Raw genomic sequence first — 22,949 nt, 5'->3', positions numbered from 1 at the left:
AGGAAAGAATAGAGACACTTTAGATGGACGAATTGGGTGTAGTAAGGCTCACTCTTATAAATTTAAAAGTTATAAGAGTGAGTATTTGGAACTTGTTGGAATGTTAGAAATTAAAATAGCTTCTATCATAGCAATATAAAATATGTCTTTGTTTTCCTAGGATGACAGTGGTTGTTTTTGGTGTTGAGAGTACTTTTACTTTTCTAAGTTTTTTAAGAGTACAAACACGTTCAGTCGAATCAATGTTTAAAAAGTAAAATCCTCCAACAGGAGTGATGGTTTCTGGCAAATAGTATACTCCGTCACGCAACTCTACATTAGTAAAAGTAGGGGCGGTGGTAACACCTTGAATGCTCACTTTGTCATTCACTTCGGTAACATTTGCATCCACATCTACATCTGTAGCATTCACGTTACTTGTAGATTGGTTAACATTTGTAGTGCTACTTGTCCCTTGCTCATTATTTGAAGGGGTGACAGAAGTATTTGTACTAGAAGGGGTGGTAGTAGTATCTGTCGAAGGCGAAGTAGTACTATTTGTATTTGTGGATGGCGAAGTAGTACCATTTGTATCTGCACCTGGTGAAGAGCTTGTGTCTGAGTTTGTAGAAGGGGTAGACGTATTTGTATCCGTCGAAGGTGACGTAGTAGTGTTTACATCCGTAGATGGTGAAGTGGATGTTGTAGTACTGTCCGTTGGAGTACTCGTGCTAGGGCTTGCCCCATTAGACTGATTCATATTGTCGTTGTCGGCTGCAAGTGCCATAGTACTAGCTAAAAGTAGTATTGTGCATAAAATAGGTCCTTTTTTACTCATTTTCATTCTCCTTAAAGTTTAGAGCTATTCAGATATTAGCATAATGATGTGAATTATGTTGTCAAAAAGATTATTTATTGATTGCTATGGTTTAATTGTGACCTCGTCGTCGACCAGTTGTTTGAACAATTTCTTATTAATGAACAATCAGTTTTGAATGGAATATAAAAAATTTAAAACAAGAATGATGATTCCCAGAAATAAATGAAAGAGTATTCTTTACTATAATATCAAAAGAGTTGTAAGTTAAAACTGAACTATATCAATGAAATTTGATATATAACTCTACCCTTCACCTATTTGGAGGTAGTATGGAACACGAAAAACAACGATTGGGTGAACAGCCCATGGCGGGTTTGAATCCTCCACTTCCTACAACATCATCTGAATTCATCACAGTGCTGGCCCATTATCATCGGGCTGAAATTGCTCGGATGGCCGGATGGAGGGACCGTATTGATCGCACAACCAACTGGGCTATTACTGCTGCGGCTGCAATGCTTTCGCTGTCTCTATCAACCCCAGCAGCTCACCACGGCGTGCTGTTGTTCGCAATGCTGCTGGTTCTGCTACTTCTTCTCATAGAATCGAGACGATATCGCTTCTTTGATGTTTACAGAGCACGTGTGCGTATGATTGAACGTTATTATTTTGCTCCGATGTTTATGGCAACCAAGGCGATGGATGAGCCGTGGGCTTACACCCTTGGACAAGACTTGCGTGAACCCCGATTTCTCATGAGCTACGGTGCGGCTATATCACGGAGATTACGCAGAAATTATGTTTGGATGTTTCTCATTTTGCTAATGGCATGGATCCTGAAAATATCTTCTACTAAGCTACAACTTATAGGGGGGCGGCAGGAAATGGCCATGTCTTTTTTTGGAATTGTGGAAAATGCAGCACTGGGGCCAATTCCTGGATGGGCAGTTATTATATGCGTTTTTCTGTTCTTTGTATGGGTCGCATATGCCTGTCTCCATTCACCAGAGTATACTGGCGAATTGTTATATGGTGATGTTCACGTATGAGATAGATATGTGTATTTAGAGAGTCTGGGCTAAACAGCTCAGGCTACGTTTGCTGCCTACCTGCCGCGCTTTATGCGCGGTACGTAGGGGAATGAGAGAAATTTAGTTTTGAAAAAGTGAGGATATCTCAGGGTTATCAGCCCATCTTACACTAGATGGAGATTAGTTCGTAATAGTCTCGTTTACTCCGTGATCTTTACGAAACCCTCTTGCATGAGTTGTGTCAATCTTGCCATGGCGTCTGTGGTAACTTTAATTCCGGGGAGCAAGTCTGCGTTCCCCCAATGGTGAGCTGTTGCTGTAGCGCCACATAGTTCGACTTGCACGCCGCGCTTTCTTAGATCGGCAATGAGTTCTTTATAAGGATTACCTGTCGCAATATTCCGTTCGGTATTATACGTTTCATCGTTTAACACCACATGCCCTGCATTGGTGTGAAAGACAACGATGACTTCTGATTTGGCACCCCAATCAGAAATGTCATTTTCGATGAGTTGGATATGGAAAATCGCTGCGGGCAGATCACCTTCGAATACCAAAGACCCCACACTAAAAACTGCTTTTACTTCTTTGAGTTTGACCGGTATATCGATATGAAGCGGTTTTTTTGAAATAGACATTTAAGATTCCTTTCACGAGCCGTATAACTATAAAAAGTATAGATTAAACGTTAGTCCTGTACAAGATAAAGTCAATAGGGCCATTTAAGATCGAGTACAACTGTCTTGAATTGCGAATTCAAGACAGTTGCTAGTTTGCTGCTCAATGAGCTGGATTTACAGTTAGGTCAATTGCAATTGCTTTATTTATAAAACAATGTTCCTGAATCCACGCATGCAATTCACTGACAAGATAACTTGCTACTTCATCTTCAGGTAGGTGATGACTTAAAATTTCACAAATATTCACGAATGATGATCCCTGTATTATTGCATTGAGCATCGTTAGTTCTAAAGGTTCTAGCGTGCGGTATCGTACATCAAGCTGACGACGCCAAACCATGACATATTTTGGGGTTGTAAGTTTCTTAGGCTTGGGAATGGGTTTATTACTGCGTAAGGCATTAATAAGAGAAAGACTATTCCAATACATTGCAACGATTTTACATGATGGATGCAAATGAAATTTCATCTCAGGCCATTGATTTAATGGTAAAGATTGCAAATCAGCCACAGATAATAAATTTGCATCCTGAGCAACAACCGCTTGATATTCTGCCCATTCAAATGCGGCAATTTCAGCTAAATAAGGTTTTTTCTTATAGGGCAACATTTCAGTTAAAAGTTGGCTAAGATTTTCCCCGAAGTTATTGAGCGAATAGTTGTACGAGGGATATGAATGAGTATATCTTCGACTCATTTCGCTAAATTTATCCTCACCCATCAGCTCAGCTAACGAGCTGTAGTCGCTCATTAATGCTTCTTCAAGCCGACCATAAAAGCCGTTGGCGTAGATGGCTACTCTATCTGCAACAGAGCCTTTAGGTGGTGCATCTAGATGAGGATTAATAAGAGGCTCAGAAGTCAGGATAGAGTTCTGTAATAATGTATGTAGTTCAGATAGTTTCATGTGCTAAACCCGTTTTTTCGTTCGATAAACAACTTAGCTTAATTTTTTTAGCATATTCTAATTCTTGCCATAACTCTTCAAAGGGGGGAATATGGTCATCACGTTCAATCATCGTAGATACTTCCCCAAATCGTTTAATCGCTTGGCTGTATAGGTCCCAGACTTCAGTTATAACCGGATGATCGTGTGTATCAATTATGTAATCATCACAATTCAGATGTCCCGCTAAATGAAATTGTTGAACGCGGTCAACTGGAATATGGTTCAAATATGTTTCGGGGTTAAAGCCATGATTATAGGAGCTGACGTAAATATTATTTAGATCCAGTAAAATCAGGCAATCTGCGCGATGAGCTATTTCAGAGAGAAACTCCCATTCAGTCATTTCAGATTCTTTGTACGTAATATAACTGGATACGTTTTCCAGTAGTATTCTTCTTTGGTAAAAATCTTGCACCCATTTAACGCGATCAACGACATGAGCTATGGTGTTCTCAGTATAAGATAGGGGTAATAAATCATGAATATTACGTTGATGCACACCCGTCCAGCATAAGTGATCAGAAATCCATTTGGGTTGAATTCTGTCTGCTAAGTGTTTAACTCTCGTTAAATATTCTATGTTAATAGGGTCGGTGCTACCAATTGATAGCGATACCCCATGCATCACTATGGGATAGTTTTCACGCACTTTATCCAAATAATAAAGAGGATTTCCCCCATCCACCAAATAATTTTCAGTGAGAATCTCAAACCATTCTATAGGTGGGTTATGTTCCAAAATATACTGGTAATGTTCTGCCCGTAAACCGAGTCCCATTCCTAGTGACGAATATTTTTTAGAATGAGTTTGGGTGTTTTTTTCCATCTGTTTACTGTTCCTAAAAGGGGAGGGAAGGGAATTGATGTCTCGTTGGAGACATCAATTTTAAGACCTTATGATTTACAGTTGCTTTTTCCTTTGCAGCTGTTGGTACCTTTGCAACTATTAGTACCTTTACATGTGTTTGTTCCTTTGCATTTATTGTGGTCACTCTTGCAGCTGTTAGTGCCTTTGCATACGTTAGTACCTTTACACTTATTGGTCCCTTTGCAGCTATTGTGGCCTTTGCATTTTTGAGTTCCTTTACATTTATGATGACCTTTACAGCAGTTTTTACCTTTACAATGATTTTTACCATTGCAATTGTTTTTTGCTAAATTGATAGGTGAGTTAGAATTACCCATATTGTTGTCGGGTGTGGAAGAGGCATAAACCCCTGAAGTAAACAAGGCTGCAGCTGTAGCGGCAAGAATTAAACTTCGCTTATCCATTTTTAATCTCCATATTATTTACAGCTAGTTAATTTAACAGCTAGTAACAGCTAGATAAGAATAGATGAATGAAATGATAAGTACAAGTCAACAAATAGGAGTTAGTGTTTTCAACTTCTTAAATATAAAGTGCAGAGAGATGTTAAGTCCAGCGTGTTCCAAAGTCACTCATCGTAGAATTATTGATTATTAACGACCTAAGCTGAAGGATCGCATGGAAACCGAGCCAAATTGAATTTCTTCAAATTCAAAGTGTAGTAAGTCACTCGAATCGGAAGCTCCTAAAACATAAAGTAAAGGGAAGTAGTGGTCCGGAGCAGGAACACTTAACCGACCTACCTCGGTAAAAAGTAATTCTTCGAGCAGAGGTTTGTAATTTCGTTGGATAATACATTGTTTTACTTGTTCATCAAATGCAATTGCCCAGGGATAGGGGGGCGCATATTGATTATCCCAAACGATCATTTTGTCATTATGGACAATATTTCCACTGCCTATGATAAGCACTCCATCATTACGCAGTTGTTTAAGACGACGCCCTACCTCAAAATGATAATCAGCTGGTTCTGCCATATTAATACTCAGTTGAATAACGGGGATATCGGCATCAGGATACATATGAATTAATACAATCCAAATACCTTGATCAAAACCCCAATGTTCATCAAGTTGAATATTCGGTGTTTGAATTGCTGCTTTGATTTTCTCTGCTAATTCTGGAGCACCTCGAGCAGGATAGTTCACTGTAAATAATTCAGGGGGACCTTTGTGGAAATCATGTATTGTTTTAGGATATGAGGTGTGGGTAATCCATGTACGAGCACTAAGCCAATGAGCTGAAATACAAAGGATTGCCTTTGGACGAGCTAATGTTTTTGCCAATTTCTTAAGTATTATTGTGAATGGATTGTTTTCAATCGCGTTGACAGGACTTCCATGCCCGATAAATAAAACGGGCATTCTAGAATGCGTCATAATATCTCCATGTGCTGTGAGCAAACTATCTTAACTATGATTTTAGAATAAAAAATGAATGGGGATTAATAAACGCGAAAATGAAATTTGGATTAGAATGAATGGTAGCCTGGTCGCTTGCCACTGTCTCTTGATCACACTCTATCTACGCCCCACGGCTTGTCCGCGGGTCTATTGCTTAGCTCTGTTCCTCTGGATCCCGCGGACAAAGCAGCGGGACGGAGGGGAGTAGAGCTAAACAGGTTGTGTGTAAGATTCAATCGCTTGCAACCAGGAGTATAACGCTCTATTCTTTTTTGCAAGTAACATTTAATAATCCCTGATTGCAAGCAACCAGGCTACCCTTGCAGATTTAGCTTGAGGAACGACTCATCATGAAAAAAAATAATATTGTTGTTTTGGATTCTAAGCCATTAATTAGCGATGGTCTAAGCCTTGATGCTCTTTATGACTTAGGTGAAGTTCGTCTTTATGATAAAACGCCTGATGAACTGATTATAGAACGTGCGAGTAAGGCTGAAATTATTATTACGAATAAAGCGAAGTTAACGGAAGAGCATTTTGGTAAACTTCCATTCCTTCGCTATATCGGCGAAATGGCTACTGGCGTGGATAATATTGATGTCAAGGCGGCTGCAAAACATAATATTGTTGTGACGAATGTCCCTGATTACAGTACCGACAGTGTGGCGCAACACGTGCTTGCTTTATTACTTGCTCACACCAACCGTGTTGAAGCTCATAATCAATCCATCCAGGATGGCGCATGGCAAGCCCAGCCTTATTTCGCGTATTGGTTAAATCCCATAACCGAATTAGCTGGATTGACTTTAGGATTAATGGGTTATGGTCGAGTGGCCCAGAAAGTGGCTTTGGTGGCTAACGCTTTGGGAATGAACATCATTGCGCACAAGCCGACCCCTTTTCACGATGAGTTAGCAACCTGGGTGAGCTTCGCAGACCTTCTGAAACAAAGCGACGTTTTAAGTTTGCACTGCCCATTAACGGAGTCTACAAAAAATATTATTAACAGTGATACGTTGAAACAAATGAAACCTACAGCCGTTCTCATTAATACCGGGCGCGGTGGTTTGATTAATGAATCAGCCTTGGCAAATGCGTTAAAAGCAAAGCAGATCAGTGCCGCTTACCTTGACGTTTTAAGCCAAGAACCTCCAAGTATTGATGCCCCTTTAATTGGGTTATCCAATTGCATCATTACACCCCATATTGCTTGGGCTTCGGTTGCAGCGAGAAAACGCTTGTTAAATACAGTATGTGAAAACATTGCTCATTTCCTCAATGGGCAACCCACTAATGTAATACGTGCTTGATAATGCAATTTAGAAATCGTTTTGACTGAGTGGTATCCATAAAAAATGGATTGAAGCAAAGTATGCTGGGCAGTTAAGCCCAGCAAGCTACTTGTTTGCTTTATTGAAAAGGGAATTCCATTGTATCTTGTTCACTCTCTTCTTGTTTGCTAGGATTAGTACCACTTACCCATAATCCAGGTCTAGATCCTAAAAAAACAGTTGTATTACGTAGTGGCATAACGTTACTTTGGGTATGTCTTTCTTGGCTTTGGAAAAATCCCTGTCTAAATCCTGATACTCTATTTTGGACAATCGTCTGAAGAAGTTGTCCTATCATTAGATCCATTAAATCGACAGAAAGGAACATGCTATTTTGGATATTTTCCTCTGGCTTCCTTGGTTTAGGAATTTCAGATTCGCTAAACCCACACTCTTCCAATTCTCCCACGTCTTTTCGTGATAAACTACCGGTTGTATCTTGTTTTGCATGTTGAATCAGACTATCTTTTTCCTCTCTGGTTAATTCACGTTCTTTTAAAAATTCTTTTTCAAGTTTGGAACCTTTAAATTCAGAATAAAATATACCGAAATTTTTTAAAATTTCATTCACCTGGTCTTGAGTAACAAATTGATCACGAGTATGCGCAGGGGACTTCTGAGCAATCAGTAATTGATCGAAAAAATGTTCTAGTAATTCTGGTGTTACATCTTGGTCAAAACTATAATGCATATGCATTATTTTTGTTTCTTCTTTGATTCCATGGTGTCGTTTGACATGCTCAGCATCTTCTCCACGTACTATTTCTTGTTCATGTTCCAGTGAAGCATGTGCAGACAGTAAGTGAGTAAATCTGCCTCGAATTTCCTGAGCCAACTCTTTCTTAGATGGATCAGCTGTTTCAAAATTGACATTAATCATATTGTTAATTACGACTAAATAAATAGCAACCCCTTCTTTAGATGCTAGATCTATTCTAAATGACACAGACACCCCCTTTGGATAAAGTTTATATGAATCAAAATTCGGCACATTGTATTTAGAAAACCTTAAGTGAATATTAAGAAGGTATGTAATGCTTTAAATATAATTAATAAATGTGGGGATTTGAGATCAAAATCAGTTGCTATGTTTCCTCCTTGTCAAACATTGCAAGTTTCTTTGTAATTTTATATTCTTCGCAACACATAGTTACTCGATTTTTCAAGGATGCATGAATGGTACAAAGGATTATTGTCATCTTGGTTTTGGTCTGTACTTTTCCCAGTTTAAGTTGGAGTATTGAAAGGCATGGCTTAATGAATATTCCGGGATTATATCTGGGACTATCGGCAATTAAGGATACTTCTTCTTATAATTTTCGAAGAGCTGAATCAAGTAATTCCTCACTTTTTCTCGATTTTGATCGTTTCGATTGGCATGGCGCTGGTTACGGTGGGGAGATTTTTTTAGGATATGGTAAACGGGTAATAAAAAATATTTCTCTCGCTGTAGAAGGGTTTTACGATCTCAGTTCTAATGAGGGAAATATCAAGTTCATCGACTCAAATACACTCTACACTCGAAACCTTCATGGAACCTTTCGTCAACGTTGGCAATACGGTATTGTCGCACGACCCGGATTCAATCTTAATGAATATGCCCAATTATATGGGCGTGTGGGATATGTGATCAGCAACATCCAACTAAGTGGAGGCATCAGCCAAACTGGAGTTTTAGGTGGTTTTTCTGGAGAATTTTCCTCAAATAAGAATTGTCAGGGGGTACAATTGGGACTGGGAGTGGAAATGCCGTTGAACTCAAGACTTAATGCCCGAATCGAATGGGTATGGAATAGTCTGCAAAACTTTACGAATCAATCTCGCATCAAAGACTCGAATTTACATACATATACCACATTTAGAAGGGCAGCTAATATAACCTTAGAACAAATTAAAATAGGTTTAAGTTGGTAAATAAATTTTATTGAAAACATTCTTTAGAACGGTAGACAAAATTTTGAGATTAATTAAATCTCCATGTATCTGGTATCTCGACTCCATCTTCTTTTACTTCCGTCTTCTCTTTCAACGTTTTGTACAGAGGAGTAAATTCAGCATAGTGCTTAAGGATTCCACCTGTCCGGCCGTCTAATAAAACAGAGGCATGCTCAAGAACTTCTTCACTCATTTGTTGAGAATCACTCTTTAATTCTTTCAGTAAGGCATCAATTGCTTTAATTTTATTACTTTTATTATTAGCCCTGAGTACTGTGAAAAATTGTAAAAATCGATTATCTTCTTGTTTAAGTTCTAGCTTTTTATTGGTAAGTGCTTCCATGAAATCAGTTTTCCATTGTGGTGTTGCCCTTAACAGCAATTCTGAGATGTATTTATTGCTTGATTCTACGGTACTTCTTAGAGGAGATTTAATGTTTGTTTTTGATAAAAATTGACCAAGTGCATCAATATAGTATGAACTAGAATTTAACAAAATATTACCTTCTCTGAGGATTAGTTTTTTTGTTTTAATTGCGTCATCTAGCAGGTCTTTGTTTCTCTCGAAAGCTTCCACGTTGGCTTTGAATACTGAAGGACCACGAGAAAAAAGTTGGATAACTCCACTCGGGCTAATCAGTTGATCGTTTAAATAATAATTAATTCTAGGGGCTATTTTTCTTGCTTCTATAAGGTTTTTAATGGTGTTGTTGAAGTCTTTAGTGCTTTGATTACCAAAGTCTGTAATTATCCCCTGATGATGCTGTAAAATGAAGCCAATCTCTTTCGATGATAATTTGTTTCTATTATCATAGATAAAATTTAGTATCTTTTCGCTCTGCGGTATTCTCATGAGTTGATCGATGTCAATTTGATCAATATCCCCTTTTTTAAATAACCATAACAGGCTTCTTTTATTTTGTTCAATGAAAGCTATTTTTTTAAATAAATCTTCGCTCGATTGTATTTTTAAATCGATGAGTGACATCAGGCCGGGATTTTTTGTCACAAAATTAAGCAGAGCGGAGGCGTGTTGGTCCGATAAAGAATGATAGAAAACTAAAAAGGGGTTTAAAGCTAATTTGTCTCCGAGCCAATATTGGGGATTGTTCTTTATCGCTTTTATCTTTTCTATTCCTTTGGTGGAGTTGAATTGCTCCTTCGACAGTTGAGTAAATTCTTGAGCATTGGGCTCGCCATATTTAATATGCAAGAATTGGCTACCACTTATCTGCTCCACTTCTTTGAAATTTTTATTGTTTAATCCTGGGCCTGGTTTATCAGGTATATTGTTCAGGATATATTTTGCAATAGCTATTATTTTATTATTCTCTTGGACATATTGCTCATCCTTAGCCACAGCAAAATGTTCTCTATTATTGAGACGTAAATTGTGAAAATTTCTTAGTTGAATACGGCGAGTGAACTCCTTAAATATCTCCTCATCACTTAAAAAAGTTCTTAATTCTTTTATTAAAGGATAAATCGAATTGATACATTGTTTTGCTATCTGGGCGTTGTTCTTTTCTTCTTGAAGAAAATCTTCGAGTGTAGCGTCATTTTTCAAAGCTGAATTGGGAGTAAATCGTTCAATGGCACAAATCAACTTCGTGAGGTCATGCCAAATATTAGCCCAAGTCTCAACATTTTGTTCATTTTTTTGATACAACGTTAACTCCTTACAAGTTATAATAACTTGCCCTATTGATATAAAAATAGCACAAAATGATTATGGAATTATTAATTGGAGTTATGTGTATTCTATTGAATTTGCAATTTTTCTAAGCTTACAATTGATGTTCCACTCATTTTAGTAGATTTCTGGTTATAACAAGGCCCATTTCATTTTTTCCATCCGAACTCTTTATAAAAAAATTGGCTATACTTTGAAAAGGTATTGTGTAAAATTTGCACAAACTTATTCTTAATATCTGTTCACTAAATAGGAAACTGTTGCTGTAATTTCAGAATTGAATATTCAAGAAATTAAACAATGGCAAATAATGAAATGGAAAGGGGCGTCCTAATAGCATGAAATAGGGAGATTATCATGAATATTGATTTAGGAAACGCAGATGCCGCAGTTGGAATTTCTTTTAATGTAATCACTGATTTTCTGCGTGAATTAACTCGGATTGGTCGATTACCCGACCATTTGGAATTTGACCGGGACATTGGAGGACAACCATCTCATATTACTGTTCTTTTCGATCCTTTTGAGTTTGTAATGATAACCCAGGGGCCTGACTCACCCCGAAGTATATTACGTATTTTGGGAACGATTGAGGTACGACCAGCATCCGATCCTAATGCACCTCCATTGACTGTCCCTCTTGAGGCAGCAGCAAAGTTAACCGTCATCTTGGTTGATGCTGATCCGGTTGCGGAGATCGGCTTTCGTTATGATGGAGTTGACGGAACGCCTTCACCCGCTGAAATTGCAAGTGATATTGACAACTTCATGAATAGCGCCGAAGTGCAGGATATACTGGCGAATACACGGCTGCCAATTGCTGATAGCCTGGTGGAAGGTCTTAATAACACTCGATTTATCGATCCCGGTACAAAGCCTGATGCTTCTGAATGGAATGTTGAAATTACCTTAACACCGGCTGGATCTGACAGTGTCGATGCCTTCGTAGTATCCGCCAGTCCACCAGCAACACCTGCAACATTAACAATAACTGAAAGTTTTGTCGCACCGCGGACCGGACTTGCTATAGCATATAACAGAAATTTCCTGGATATGGTTTTGGATAGAGGCGCCGCTGCTAAAATAGGGCAGGAAGTCGATGGTGCTAAGATAACATCCTTGTCCATGGCCATGGCTGATAATGGAATTCAAATAACGGGGCATGTGATTCGTGCAATTGATACACCTGTTATCGATGTGGCTCCTGATGTGGATATTGACTTCGATGGTGTGGCTATTCCAGTGCTGATCCGTGGTACAACAGGCATGACGATGGATACCTCCGGAATTGATGTAGATGTTGATGACAGTGATGAGATCTTTTATGGAGCGCTGAGATGGGTAATAACTGTCGGAGCGTCGGCATTGCTCTTCACCGGAGTAGGGAGCTTAACCGCCTTGGGTATTCTTTTGTGGTTAACCCTGGTTCAGAAAGTTTGGAACGGCGGTGTGGAACTTGATAATGCTCCGAATATTCTTCGGGACAGCCTGGGTTCAGGGCTAGGAGCTCAACTCAGTTTACTTGCGGCATCTCTAGATGATTCAACTGCAGCAGGTGAGCTCTCTGTTGATGGTACTCCTGATTCAGCTTCAGTAGTGAATGGCAACATGGTCTTGTTTGCTCAGGTTATTATTACTTCGATGATGGCGCGGATGCGTTCAGCTGAATATTCTCACAAATTACGCCGTTTCGTAATTTTTGAACTTGACGACAGACGAAAATTTCGTGCACAAGAATTGGCTAGATTGATGCAGAATGGCAAAATTTATGTATCGAGTTTTCATCAGGTCGATGGAAAATATGTACGATCTAATCACGATGATGCATCGGCAAATAATCTGCTAAAGGTGTTTAAGTCTAATGAAACCAGAGAAGTTGTTGTGAGAAATCAATGAGGTAATTATCAAATCATGCTCATTAACTAGAATTTTGGTTGCTTGCAACTAGGATTCTAGTTGCTCACCAGATTAGAGTTCGTGTGTAACCTTTTAAAAAACAATGGCCCCCACTCTTGCATTAACATGAGCTAAAATTAGACATATATGGATTTATAATGGAGTAATCATGTCATGGCAAAGACTAGGTGGGGGAACCTTTAATAGAACTTATACTAATGGTACAGAGGTTGCGAAGATTTCAAGGAAAGACTCCAGTTCATCCTCGAAGGAGGGGGTCGATAAGGCCGATAGCCCAGAACGCTCCGTGCGTTTGTGGAATCTTATTAATCCTACTCGTGCAACTGCATCCTTATTTTACATGCCTGGTGAAGGGCAATTGGGATGGAAATGCCCATTAATAAAGGGGCGTCAATCAACTGATAGTGAAATTAGTGGTGCTTTAATCAATATTTTTAATAGTACTGGACGGGTTGTTATTGATGCACCATCAAAAGAAAATTTTTTAACAACTAGCTCGGGTGAGGTAGTTTGTGTCGATATCGGTTTGGCAATAAATTTAGAACGAAGAGAAGATGAATTGATTGCATCTCATGGAAGGAGAAGAAGCGTAGTAAGTATGAAGGCTTGGGAAGAATTACATCATATATATGATAGTGATTATTTTAAAAAAAGCGAAGCTTCTCATCCAAATACGGTAAATACGATTAAGGCTTTGTTATTTATTAAATCTACACGACCCGATATGCATGATGTCAGTTTTCTCAGACACCATCCAGATCTGCTTAAAAAATTAGCGTTAGCTTATGATGCACGAGATCACAGCATGGCCAGACTATTAGATGCCCATGCTCGGGTTGATACGCCTCATGTACCAGGTCCATCGGATCATGCTGTTTCGCTTTCGAGTGTTCGAGTGTCTACTTCTGTACCACCTGTCTTAGAGGGGGCAAGAGTACCCAGGCCTTCTGAGCATGTTGTAACGGGCCGTCATCTTCCTGAAGTGTCTCCTAGTCCTGAGCGCCTGCCTGTCCCCGATAGAAGGAGAGGACATGGAGTGGAAGAGACAAGAGCGATGTTACAAAGGGAAGATGTAAGTTCGCATGATCTTTCAGCTTTTATCCGCAGAGCTGGAACTGGGGCTTTTGAAGATGACGAAGATGAAGTTCTAGTATCTCAAGGAAGAAAAATTCTTGATAAACAGCTACATCCTAATTTGAAACATTCCAAGGAAAGTTGCCTTAAAGAGTTACAAGATTATATTAATTCTCGAGGTACAATTAACGATAAAGGAGATTTCGTACCTTCAGACAGAACAAAATACCTTAGAAACTCTGTTGTTACTGCGCGAAAAGTAAGCATAGTGCAGGGGATAATCGATAAAATTAAGGGGGCTCATAGTTATGAGGCCTTGCAAGCTGCGTTGAGGCCATCTGAACAGGAACAAGGTGTTTTAAATGTAGGATGCTGGAGTAGTGACGTCAATTCATCCTTAGGTAAATGTGCACTTATTGCAGATGAAGGATTTCGAAACCATGTTATTGCCCATGGTCATGGTGCTATTTCCAGGAAAGTGGTGGAAGAGGAATATGATGATGATTTAGGCGAGTATCATCGCTTTGAGTAAATGAAGCAGGTGTAGAGGTGTCAAACTAGCTTTTATGGTTCAGACCCTGACTCATCATTAGTCTCAGGAGCACGATGGTAGCTCAGTAGGGTTACTCTAAACTTAAGGAGAATAATTTCGTTCTTCTTTGGTTTCTAACTGACTTGTCTCGATTGCCTTTTGTGCTTGTTTAAAAGAATGAATAATAGCTGATAACGTTTGCATCGCCGTTTCAAAACCTGAACCACACTTTTCTTTTTGCATTTGGTCCGCTAAATCCATTTCTAATAGAGAAACATTTGCATCCCTGGATGATACCGCACGCACCTTACCATATTCATAAGGCATAGTATCCATAAACCATTTTAAAGCCATTTTTTCACGTTTATCCATTTTATCTATAATTTCCATTAAAGCGATCATAGATGGTGCCATTAATTTAGTATATACCTCGGGATTTCCTATTTTAATGATCCTATGAATTGGTTTACCTGCTTCATAAATATTAAGCATTGCTTGAACCGTTGTTTCTTTAATTAGACTTGCTGTTTCTGCTAATTGAGTAAATATGTCTTCTGGATCAAATTTTCCTTCGATTTTTGAACTAGAAAATTTATAGATCGCTTCTTTTACAGATGGAAATTCTAATAGTTTTTGTATGTCGGTGGGAGAAAAGAGCACAACCCCTTTTTTGTTGTCTGGATTTAAAAAATCTTCAAACAGTTTAGGTTCGGTACGACTTCCAAGGCTATGAATAATATCATCAATATGATATGCATAACCACTTTCAGATACAAACAATTTATCTTGGGGTATATTTGCCGAAGAGTTTTTTGTAGTACTCGCTAGAGCATTACCGCTCGCATCCCTTTTGACATCCCCTCTATTAATCTCACGTCCAGGCTCATTATAAATAGGTAAATCAATGGGTTCTTTTTCTTTCATTAGTTCTTTAAGTTTAAGCTTTAACTTTTCAAAATTTTTTTTCATGACACTCTCAAAAAAAGATCAATTATTGGAAATACTGATTAATTAAAATATAGTATGCTTCTGAGAGATAATGTGGTAATCAGGAGGCAATTGCAGGTTGATGGTTTAAGCCACCTTGATAGTAAGGAGTAGTGTTTATTTTACTCAAGATTAGTGAGCTTTTATCAAGCCTTGTGCGAGCAAGCGATACAATCGATTCCTGCACTCAATATGGATAACTTACCTTATTTATAATTATTTTTGCTTAAGTATTGTTATGGGCACAATTTTTTTTACTAAAATAATACTTTAAGGAAAAGTTATAGATTCGGTATTAATGGAAATTAAAAAAGCAAGGAAGTCTATTAAATATTGGAGCATTTATGAAAACTATCAGTAAGAAAGATCAGCATAATATTACACCAGATCAAGCAATTGATTTGCTACGAAAAGGAAATGAACGGTTTGTCCAAAACTTACGGTTTAATCGAAATTTACTCCAACAAGTGAATGAAACAGCTGACGGGCAGTATCCTTTTGCCACCATTTTAAGCTGTATTGATTCACGAACACCCGCAGAGTTAATATTTGACCAAGGTCTTGGAGATATTTTTAGTATCCGAATTGCCGGTAATATTGTGAACGACGATATTCTTGGTAGTTTAGAGTTTGCGTGTAAGGCTGCGGGATCTAAATTAATTGTGGTGCTTGGCCATACCAACTGTGGTGCAATAAAAGGGGCGTGTGATGATGCTCAGTTAGGTTTTTTAACTCAGCTTTTAGAAAAAATAAAACCTGCAATCAATCTGGAGCAATCATATAAAGAAAATCGAAATGGGAGTAACCTTCCCTATGTTAATGAGGTGGCAAAAATTAATATCAAAAACAGCATCCAAAATATTTTAAATAAAAGTACCATTATAAAAGAACTGACAGAGCAACGAACTATTAAAATAATTGGTGGTTTGTATGATGTATCCTCTGGAGAGGTCGCTTTTTTTGAGGAGTAAAGGGCATTACAAGGTTAGGAACCAAAGTTTTTTGCTCAAAACGAACGATTCAAATTTGATTGTCATTATTCAGCCACATAACTCACATGTGTTCAACGTCATTTTGTCTCGATGTATTTGCTCAAGAATCTGAGAGGTTATGCAAAACTCATTGAGTTTTGGGTAACTTATGTTCAATTCAAAGTTATTTTTTATAATAAGAACGCGTATAGTATTTGGGGGTGAGGAATGGGTAAAGTAGTTCATGTCTTAATCTCAGGTGGCGGTATTTCGGGCTTAACTTTGGCTAATTTATTAGTTCGTATTGGTAAAGATGTAAAGTTTCACGTCACAATCTTCGATTCACGCCCCAATTTAAATAACAATCAAGAAAGTATCGGTGGAGGTATTGGTCTATGGCCGCCCAGTCAGTTGGTATTGAGTAATATACCTAACTATCAAAACTTTATTCAAGAATTTGGTTATCTCATGCCTTTTCCGAGTTATCGAGATTCGGATGGAAGGATATTAGCTAGAGCGAATGACGATTTTGGAAACCGATTTCCTGTGCAATGTTTAAACCGCGATGATTTAATTAATATGCTTTTAGATGGTTTAAAAAATAGAGATGATGTTGAAATTATTACATCACAAAAAATCGATGGATATAAAAGAGACAAAGATGAAATTGTGGTGACTCTTGATGGGAATAAATCATATCGAGGGGATTTACTCATTGCTTGTGATGGCATTCATTCAAAGATCAGAAATTGTCTGATGTCCGAATTAAAACGACCACCAGTCCATGAAACTGATCTTGGTTATACTTATTTTCGTGCAAATGTTCAGCTTCCTATCGATACCCAACATAAATGGTGGTCCTCATCCTTTGAAACATGGGGAACTTATCAATCCAAAAAATATGGTAACCAAGAGGTTCGGTTTGGTTATGTCCCGCTAAAACCTCCAAATGCCTTTTGGTTTATCGCAGTTAAAACACAACAGGATCACAAGTATTTATCGCCAATTACAGGCGTTCAGTTAGTGGACCAGGATACTAAGAAATTTTTGCAAGACTTAGTTAGAGATTGGAAACCAATTCGCATCGACTCTGGTGATATTGCAGTAGATTATGTGGAACTAATCAATTCGACCAATAAAATAATCAGAACAGATATAGCTAAAATTGAAGGGGTGGAACAATTCCCCTGGACATCAAAAGACAATCGAATAGTGCTTATGGGGGACTCAGCTCATGCTACCGCACCGAATATTGCTCAGGGAGCCGGTTTGTGTATCGAGGATGCAGCGTGCCTTGCATCTAAAATGGATCGAATTGATTATTTAGAGGGTATATCTGAATACGAAACCGAACGAAAACCACGAGCTAAAACAGTCCAGAATATTGCGGATTGGGTGGCTTCCGTAGGACAAGCTCAAAATCCATTGCTAAAAATGTTAAGAAACGGCGCCATGCGTACTGCCACTCACCTTGTTCCATCATTGCAACGAAATGTATTCGAATATTTAGTATCTTACAGCTTGGGTGGATCAACAAAGTCACCCTACTGGCATGCGCCTACATTAGCAATAACTGAGAATGAATCATCCTCTATCTTTGGGAGAGCTTTTCCTAAGGCCCATTTACTTGATAGTCAGGTAAAAGAGTTTAAAACGGCGAGTATTGGAGGTAATGGGATAGGTGAGGTTACCGTAGAAAAGCCAAGCTCTTTAGCAAAAATAATTGGATATTTTGCAGGTTTTCCCAGTGATATGAATCAGCAGCCGTTTTACGCTGAGGTAATCAATTTAACTAAAGATGTACAACGCTGGAACAGAGTGTTTGGCTATAAGACTCCGCAACAAAAGACCTATTCAACCACACATTCACTCTACAAAGGCTTTAATCAACAAATGCATTTAAGTGAAGGTATGGGAGGTAAACTAGACAAGGCGCTTCGATTTATTTACAAAATACAACTACAAGCCGATAAGTCGTTAAAATATGAATCTCAAGGTATAACATTTTTTGATTCATTCAAAATACCATTACCCACATTTTTATTACCCAAATCAGAGTGGGTCGAGAAACCAACAGAACAAGGATGGAAATTTGATGGAACAGTTTCTTTTCCTATGATTGGCACCTTGATGCATTATTATGGACATTTTCATGTGAACAAAATGGATGTTGTGACGAATAAAAGAGTAATTATCGCAGGCGGATCGGGTATGATCGGAAAAGAAGCATGCTTGGAGTTCGTCAAAAAAGGATATGAGGTATATTGTTTAAGTCGCTCTTCAGAGACAAAAATAAATATTGAAGGCGTCAAAGTCAGACAAATTGATGAAGATTGGTCAGATCTTATTGATAAAAACACAATCATATTAAACTTAAGTGGCGAAAATCCAGGTGCTCAAAGATGGACTTCTTCAGTTAAAACTACTATAGCAGAATCACGCTTTCGGGTGATTGATACAATAATTCACAACATTGATAAAGCTCGCGAAAAACCATTAAAGTATCTGCAAGCGTCTGCTGTCGGATTTTATGGAAATGCTGACGATTCCATTTTGACAGAAGAAAGTGGGTCAGTTATAGGCAGTGATCCTGGAACAAAATTCAGAGTGGAAGTCTGTAAGGAAATTGAACATAGAGCAAATAAAGCAAATTGTCACGTGGTCAATTTAAGACTGGGACATGTGTTATCGAACAATGGTGGTCTTTTGCCTTATTATCGATACGCTGGATTTTTTGGAGCTGGGAGATTTGGTACTGGTAATCAATTTGTTCCTTATGTGCATGTTAAAGACGTCGCAAAAGCGATTGAATTTATTGCTAAAACCGACAAAATTATTGAGGGCCCCATAAACATAACTGCTCCGCAATCCTGTACTAATTCTGAAATATTACAGTCGTTGCGATGGGGTAAATCGATGTTTGGAGTACCTGTCCCAAGTTCAGTTTTAAAATTATTAATCGGCGAATCATCTGTAGTATTAACTGACTCTGAACGAGTCTCGCCGAAAAGGTTACTCGAGAATGGATTTGAATTTGACTACAACACCATAAATGAATCCTTAAATGGATTAAAATAGGAGGATGCTTCTACACTGGCTCTCACGACCCAGATATTGAGTGCATTCTATGCTATCCTTTTATTTATTAGTTTGATGCAATTAAAAGCTCACGGCTTTTTTGGGTGGGCTCTGAAAATAAATAGTTCTTATGCCAATCTGGTTGTCACGTACGTATTGGTAAATGTTTGTTTTTTCTAATTGTGAAAAAATAATATGAATGAGACTAAATTATTAGCTGAATGGGTATCCCAGATTGCATTTGAATCTATGCCAACCGCAGTTATTGAATCGATTCAATTATTTCTTCTTGATAATGTGGGATGTATGATCGGAGGTGCCAAACTCCCTTGGAGTTTAAGCTACTATCAAACGATTAAAAGTACGCGCTCCGGACATCATTCCACCGTAATTTATTACGGCGATAAACATTCGCCTGACGAGGCTGCATTTTTAAACAGCTCCTTTGGACATGCCAATGAAAGCGATGATACACATCTAGCCAGTCCCACACATCTTGGAAGCATTGCTATCCCCTCAGCACTTGCCCTGGGAGAGTATTGCAATTGTTCAGGTAAACAATTGCTGTTAGCACTTATCGCTGCTTATGAAGTGCAAATTAGAATTGCTTCGGCGTGCTCTCCCCATCTCATCAATCGTGGTCATCACCCGCCTGCTGGTGTTGGGCCTTTCGGAGGAGCAGCTGCAGGAGCGGTTTTACTGGGGTTTGATAAACAAAAAACTATTGATGCGTTGGGCATAGCCGGCAGTTATGCTTCAGGGTTACTTGAATATACTCAGTCTGGAGGTTCTGTTAAACGAGTGCATTGCGCAATTTCTGCTCAAGGCGGAGTGCGTGCCGCAATGTTTGCTCAAGCAGGAATTACTGGACCTCAAGCGATTATCGAAGGTACTCGGGGTTTTTGTAATGTGTTCGCAGGAGATCAATATCATCGAGAACAAATCACCAAAGAACTGGGTTCTACTTATCGATTACTTGAAAATGGGTTGAAAATACATAGCTGCTGTTTTTACATCCATGGTTTTTTGGAAACATTAGATCGGGTGCGTTCTACTATTGAAATTATCCCTGAGCAAATCAAATCCATTACGTTGTACATAGATAATCCTGATGTTTTTCATCACATTTGTTCAATAAGAGAACCTAAAGATGTTTTGGGTGCACAATTTAGCCTCCCATTTAGTCTGGCAATGAGACTTTGGCATGGCGGAAAAGGTGTTGAAGGTGGCAATGGCTTCTGGGATTATTTATCCGTTGATTTAGCTAATCCACATATTTTGAACATTGTAAAAAAGATATCCTGCATATTAGTTGATTCCAATCAGAACACAATACGCTCTCAATTATACCCATTTATCATGGAGCTTAACGATGGTCGTTTAATTGAGCAAGAACTATTACTGGCAAAAGGAATACCTAAAAATCCTCTTAGCTCAGCCGAGGTCCAAGAGAAATTTTTATTTATAACTGAAAAAAATCTTCCCCGAGGTCGAGTTCAGAAAATTATAAATATGATCGAAAATATCTCCGATTTGCCTGACATAAAAACATTGATAAAATTGCTTATCAATAAATAATTAGATATGCCTCTAAGAAAACCCTGATGTTATAGAGTTTCACTCCATAATTGAATAAAAAAAATACATTATAATTAATATATCAGTTTTTACAAAAGGATAAACCCATGGAGTTTAAATATGAAGAATTAAATGAAAGAGATACTTTCTCTGCACTAATAATCGCAATAAAGACAAAAAACTTGGATCAACTTTCTGATTTATTAAGGCATGCCAGAGATAAAGGTCTTAAAGATTTACCAATCATGACCGATGAGAACGGGAGTACGATTTTACATCATGCCTTAATGCAAGCCGACTTTATGATTATGAGAACATTAAGTACTTATGAAGCAGGTTTTGAGGAAAGCTTATCAATAAGAAACAAATTAGGTAAAACTCCATATGATTGTATAGCTGATTTACCTAAGGAGCAGACTGCATTTAAAAATAAAGCCAGAGAAATGTTGAGCGCTTCCTGGAAGCAATCATTTATTCTCGAGCAATTCAGACAATTTTTACGCTATCAACAAAAAAAAATGAATATAATGAGGAAGAAGTTAATCAGATAATCAATATTCTTCGAGAAGGTCACTGTAATGGCTTTAGTTCAATCTGGTTACACTGTAAGCTTAACGGCGAAAATCAAAAATATTATGAACTAATGAACGATATTGTGACTTGGGATAAATCCGAAGCAACCCTGACTGAAGCACTTGTTAAAAAGTTTGACTATGCCCTACAACTTGTTCGTTCCTATCATATGAATCCTCGACATCTTAAACATGAAGAGGAGCAATTTCAAAAGGAAAGAGAACAATTTTATAAAGAGGGGGAGGCTTTAAGACAACAACTTGCACAGGCTGAAAGTGTAGATGCAAAAGCCCAACTGGCTGCTGAGCTAGCACGGTTTGAAACTGCAAAATCTAATTTGGAGGCAGCACAGGATTTTATGACCCCCTCTACCGACTGGCAAAAAGTGTGGGATAGCAAGAAATATCAATTTGAAAGGGAAATAAGAGGGGAGGAGGTAACTTTACCTATGTTAGAAATTAGCCATTGCAGAAAATGACGGCAAAGGATTTAACTTTAAATCGAGAACCCATGTTATAGCTGGCTTTTACCGCGATGGGATATTAGAACTTTTCGATTCAAATTTCCCAGGAGAATTTGGAAATACGCCTTTAACAAAATCCTTTGATTTAAAAGACCCCACAGAAATTAAAGAAGGCGCTTTAGAAATTCGTGAATGTTTATATGATCGGGTCAATAAAGGTTCTCCTGAACGCTTTTTTATTTCTTTCCATGCTTTTGATAAAAAAGAGGCTATACCCGGTAAATATCTAACGTTTACAGACATCAACGGTATATTAGCAACGAGGGAGATTTTGAGATTGTCCGAGGAAGGCCCTTTAGATCCAGCAAAATTCACTCAGCACATGGAAGACATTGATAAATATTTGTCACCTGAAGAGGTTGATAATTTTTACAAAAAAGTCGTGTTTGACCAGAGTAAAATCGATAATCCTACGCCTTCTTCACCATACTCACCACTTACACAGGCAGTTGCTGCGCAAAATTATCGAGCAATAGAAAGCCTGTTAAGACATGGTGCCAATCCTAATTTAGAAATTGCATACCAAAGCGCTCTTTCTTTAGCCAATGATCTGGATGACCCAAAAATTATTAAGCTATTTGAGGCGCAACGCGATCTATCCAACGCCACTGCTTCTACCAGCACCTTTCAAATGAAAGTAAATATTCTCAAGATTCCCATAGATGAACGCAGTGCGAATATCTTAGCAGTTTATAATTTACTGAATGATCCTTTAATGAATAACCAAGATGGTTTGGTTCCTAAGATTATTGAAGATATAAAAAAATTGGTAGGGGAAATAGATCCTGAGTCTGAAACAAGTATATGTAAATCTATTTGTGATATTAAGGAAAATATCAGCGCAACCAAGAGTAATGGTCTCAACTCCCACGCCCAAGCTGTTCTTGAAGTGTTTAGTAAATCGAGCTCAACTGACTTTAGAAGCATTCGTAACTCATTGTCTGAGGATCCTGCGCGAAGAGCCATTATGGATGTTCAACCAGGAAGTAGGCTAGACACGTAGAAAAAATTGGTAATCCCAGAGGAG

Annotated in this window: 20 protein-coding genes; 11 read left to right on the top strand and 9 right to left on the bottom strand. The window is 38.3% G+C overall.

Translation table 11 applies throughout. The features are described 5' to 3' along the window. Positions 1-103 precede the first annotated feature (103 nt). On the bottom strand, positions 104-766 hold the full coding sequence (locus ACWTEW_RS07710) for a hypothetical protein (RefSeq protein ID WP_454781116.1): 663 nt from the start codon (positions 764-766) through the stop codon (positions 104-106). A gap of 362 nt (positions 767-1,128) precedes the next feature. Between ACWTEW_RS07710 and ACWTEW_RS07705 the strand changes: the two genes are divergently transcribed. Beyond that, positions 1,129-1,848, top strand: a complete 720-nt coding sequence (locus ACWTEW_RS07705) for a DUF2270 domain-containing protein (protein ID WP_454781115.1) — start codon at positions 1,129-1,131, stop codon at positions 1,846-1,848. A gap of 182 nt (positions 1,849-2,030) precedes the next feature. Here ACWTEW_RS07705 and ACWTEW_RS07700 read toward each other — a convergent pair whose 3' ends face one another. The 5 genes from ACWTEW_RS07700 to ygiD all read right to left on the bottom strand — a co-directional run bounded on the left by ACWTEW_RS07700 (position 2,031) and on the right by ygiD (position 5,706). Then, complete coding sequence (locus ACWTEW_RS07700; protein ID WP_454781114.1) at positions 2,031-2,468, bottom strand: DsrE family protein; 438 nt, start codon at positions 2,466-2,468, stop codon at positions 2,031-2,033. A gap of 142 nt (positions 2,469-2,610) precedes the next feature. Then, the gene (locus tag ACWTEW_RS07695; RefSeq protein ID WP_454781113.1) at positions 2,611-3,417 is read right to left on the bottom strand and encodes an HvfC/BufC family peptide modification chaperone; all 807 of its coding nucleotides are present in this window, start codon (positions 3,415-3,417) and stop codon (positions 2,611-2,613) included. Next, on the bottom strand, positions 3,404-4,285 hold the full coding sequence (gene bufB, locus ACWTEW_RS07690; protein ID WP_454781112.1) for an MNIO family bufferin maturase: 882 nt from the start codon (positions 4,283-4,285) through the stop codon (positions 3,404-3,406). Before bufB ends, ACWTEW_RS07695 begins: the two co-directional genes overlap by 14 nt. A 13-nt stretch (positions 4,286-4,298) precedes the next feature. Continuing rightward, complete coding sequence (locus ACWTEW_RS07685) at positions 4,299-4,598, bottom strand: hypothetical protein (RefSeq protein ID WP_454781111.1); 300 nt, start codon at positions 4,596-4,598, stop codon at positions 4,299-4,301. 322 nt (positions 4,599-4,920) lie between these two features. After that, entirely contained in the window at positions 4,921-5,706 is a 786-nt protein-coding gene (ygiD, locus tag ACWTEW_RS07680; protein WP_454781110.1) for a 4,5-DOPA-extradiol-dioxygenase, read from the bottom strand. 374 nt (positions 5,707-6,080) lie between these two features. Here ygiD and ACWTEW_RS07675 point away from each other — a divergent pair, with 374 nt between their 5' ends. Further along, positions 6,081-7,040, top strand: a complete 960-nt coding sequence (locus ACWTEW_RS07675; RefSeq protein WP_454781109.1) for a D-2-hydroxyacid dehydrogenase — start codon at positions 6,081-6,083, stop codon at positions 7,038-7,040. Between the two features lie 100 nt (positions 7,041-7,140). Here the strand turns inward: ACWTEW_RS07675 and ACWTEW_RS07670 are convergent, their stop codons facing one another. Continuing rightward, positions 7,141-8,007, bottom strand: a complete 867-nt coding sequence (locus tag ACWTEW_RS07670) for a hypothetical protein (protein ID WP_454781108.1) — start codon at positions 8,005-8,007, stop codon at positions 7,141-7,143. 230 nt (positions 8,008-8,237) lie between these two features. On the opposite strand from ACWTEW_RS07670, the gene ACWTEW_RS07665 reads away from it, so the two are divergent. Further along, the gene (locus tag ACWTEW_RS07665; protein WP_454781107.1) at positions 8,238-8,975 is read left to right on the top strand and encodes an outer membrane protein; all 738 of its coding nucleotides are present in this window, start codon (positions 8,238-8,240) and stop codon (positions 8,973-8,975) included. Between the two features lie 49 nt (positions 8,976-9,024). Here ACWTEW_RS07665 and ACWTEW_RS07660 read toward each other — a convergent pair whose 3' ends face one another. After that, entirely contained in the window at positions 9,025-10,665 is a 1,641-nt protein-coding gene (locus ACWTEW_RS07660) for a hypothetical protein (protein WP_454781106.1), read from the bottom strand. Positions 10,666-11,046: 381 nt separating this feature from the next. Between ACWTEW_RS07660 and ACWTEW_RS07655 the strand changes: the two genes are divergently transcribed. Both ACWTEW_RS07655 and ACWTEW_RS07650 read left to right on the top strand, forming a co-directional pair. Continuing rightward, entirely contained in the window at positions 11,047-12,585 is a 1,539-nt protein-coding gene (locus tag ACWTEW_RS07655) for a hypothetical protein (RefSeq protein ID WP_454781105.1), read from the top strand. Positions 12,586-12,754: 169 nt separating this feature from the next. Further along, entirely contained in the window at positions 12,755-14,212 is a 1,458-nt protein-coding gene (locus tag ACWTEW_RS07650) for a hypothetical protein (protein ID WP_454781104.1), read from the top strand. Between the two features lie 102 nt (positions 14,213-14,314). Here ACWTEW_RS07650 and ACWTEW_RS07645 read toward each other — a convergent pair whose 3' ends face one another. Beyond that, positions 14,315-15,181, bottom strand: a complete 867-nt coding sequence (locus ACWTEW_RS07645) for a hypothetical protein (protein WP_454781103.1) — start codon at positions 15,179-15,181, stop codon at positions 14,315-14,317. Between the two features lie 362 nt (positions 15,182-15,543). Here ACWTEW_RS07645 and ACWTEW_RS07640 point away from each other — a divergent pair, with 362 nt between their 5' ends. From ACWTEW_RS07640 to ACWTEW_RS07615, 6 genes are all read left to right on the top strand, one after another. Beyond that, positions 15,544-16,170 carry a carbonic anhydrase family protein gene (locus ACWTEW_RS07640; RefSeq protein WP_454781102.1) on the top strand — a complete coding sequence of 209 codons (627 nt, stop codon included), beginning with the start codon at positions 15,544-15,546 and terminating at the stop codon, positions 16,168-16,170. 228 nt (positions 16,171-16,398) lie between these two features. Next, positions 16,399-19,248, top strand: coding sequence for a TIGR01777 family oxidoreductase (locus ACWTEW_RS07635; RefSeq protein ID WP_454781101.1), 2,850 nt, complete (start codon positions 16,399-16,401; stop codon positions 19,246-19,248). Between the two features lie 195 nt (positions 19,249-19,443). Continuing rightward, positions 19,444-20,826 carry an MmgE/PrpD family protein gene (locus tag ACWTEW_RS07630; RefSeq protein WP_454781100.1) on the top strand — a complete coding sequence of 461 codons (1,383 nt, stop codon included), beginning with the start codon at positions 19,444-19,446 and terminating at the stop codon, positions 20,824-20,826. Between the two features lie 107 nt (positions 20,827-20,933). Next, entirely contained in the window at positions 20,934-21,377 is a 444-nt protein-coding gene (locus ACWTEW_RS07625) for a hypothetical protein (protein WP_454781099.1), read from the top strand. Between the two features lie 92 nt (positions 21,378-21,469). After that, positions 21,470-21,877 carry a hypothetical protein gene (locus ACWTEW_RS07620; RefSeq protein ID WP_454781098.1) on the top strand — a complete coding sequence of 136 codons (408 nt, stop codon included), beginning with the start codon at positions 21,470-21,472 and terminating at the stop codon, positions 21,875-21,877. A 316-nt stretch (positions 21,878-22,193) separates the two neighbouring features. Continuing rightward, positions 22,194-22,925 (top strand): hypothetical protein, encoded by a 732-nt coding sequence (locus ACWTEW_RS07615; RefSeq protein ID WP_483099564.1) that lies wholly within the window; start codon positions 22,194-22,196, stop codon positions 22,923-22,925. The last annotated feature ends 24 nt before the right edge of the window (positions 22,926-22,949 follow it).

The sequence above is a fragment of the Legionella stuttgartensis genome, from assembly GCF_977063405.2.
Note: the sequence above shows the minus strand (reverse complement) of the source record. Positions and strands in the feature narration are given on the sequence as shown.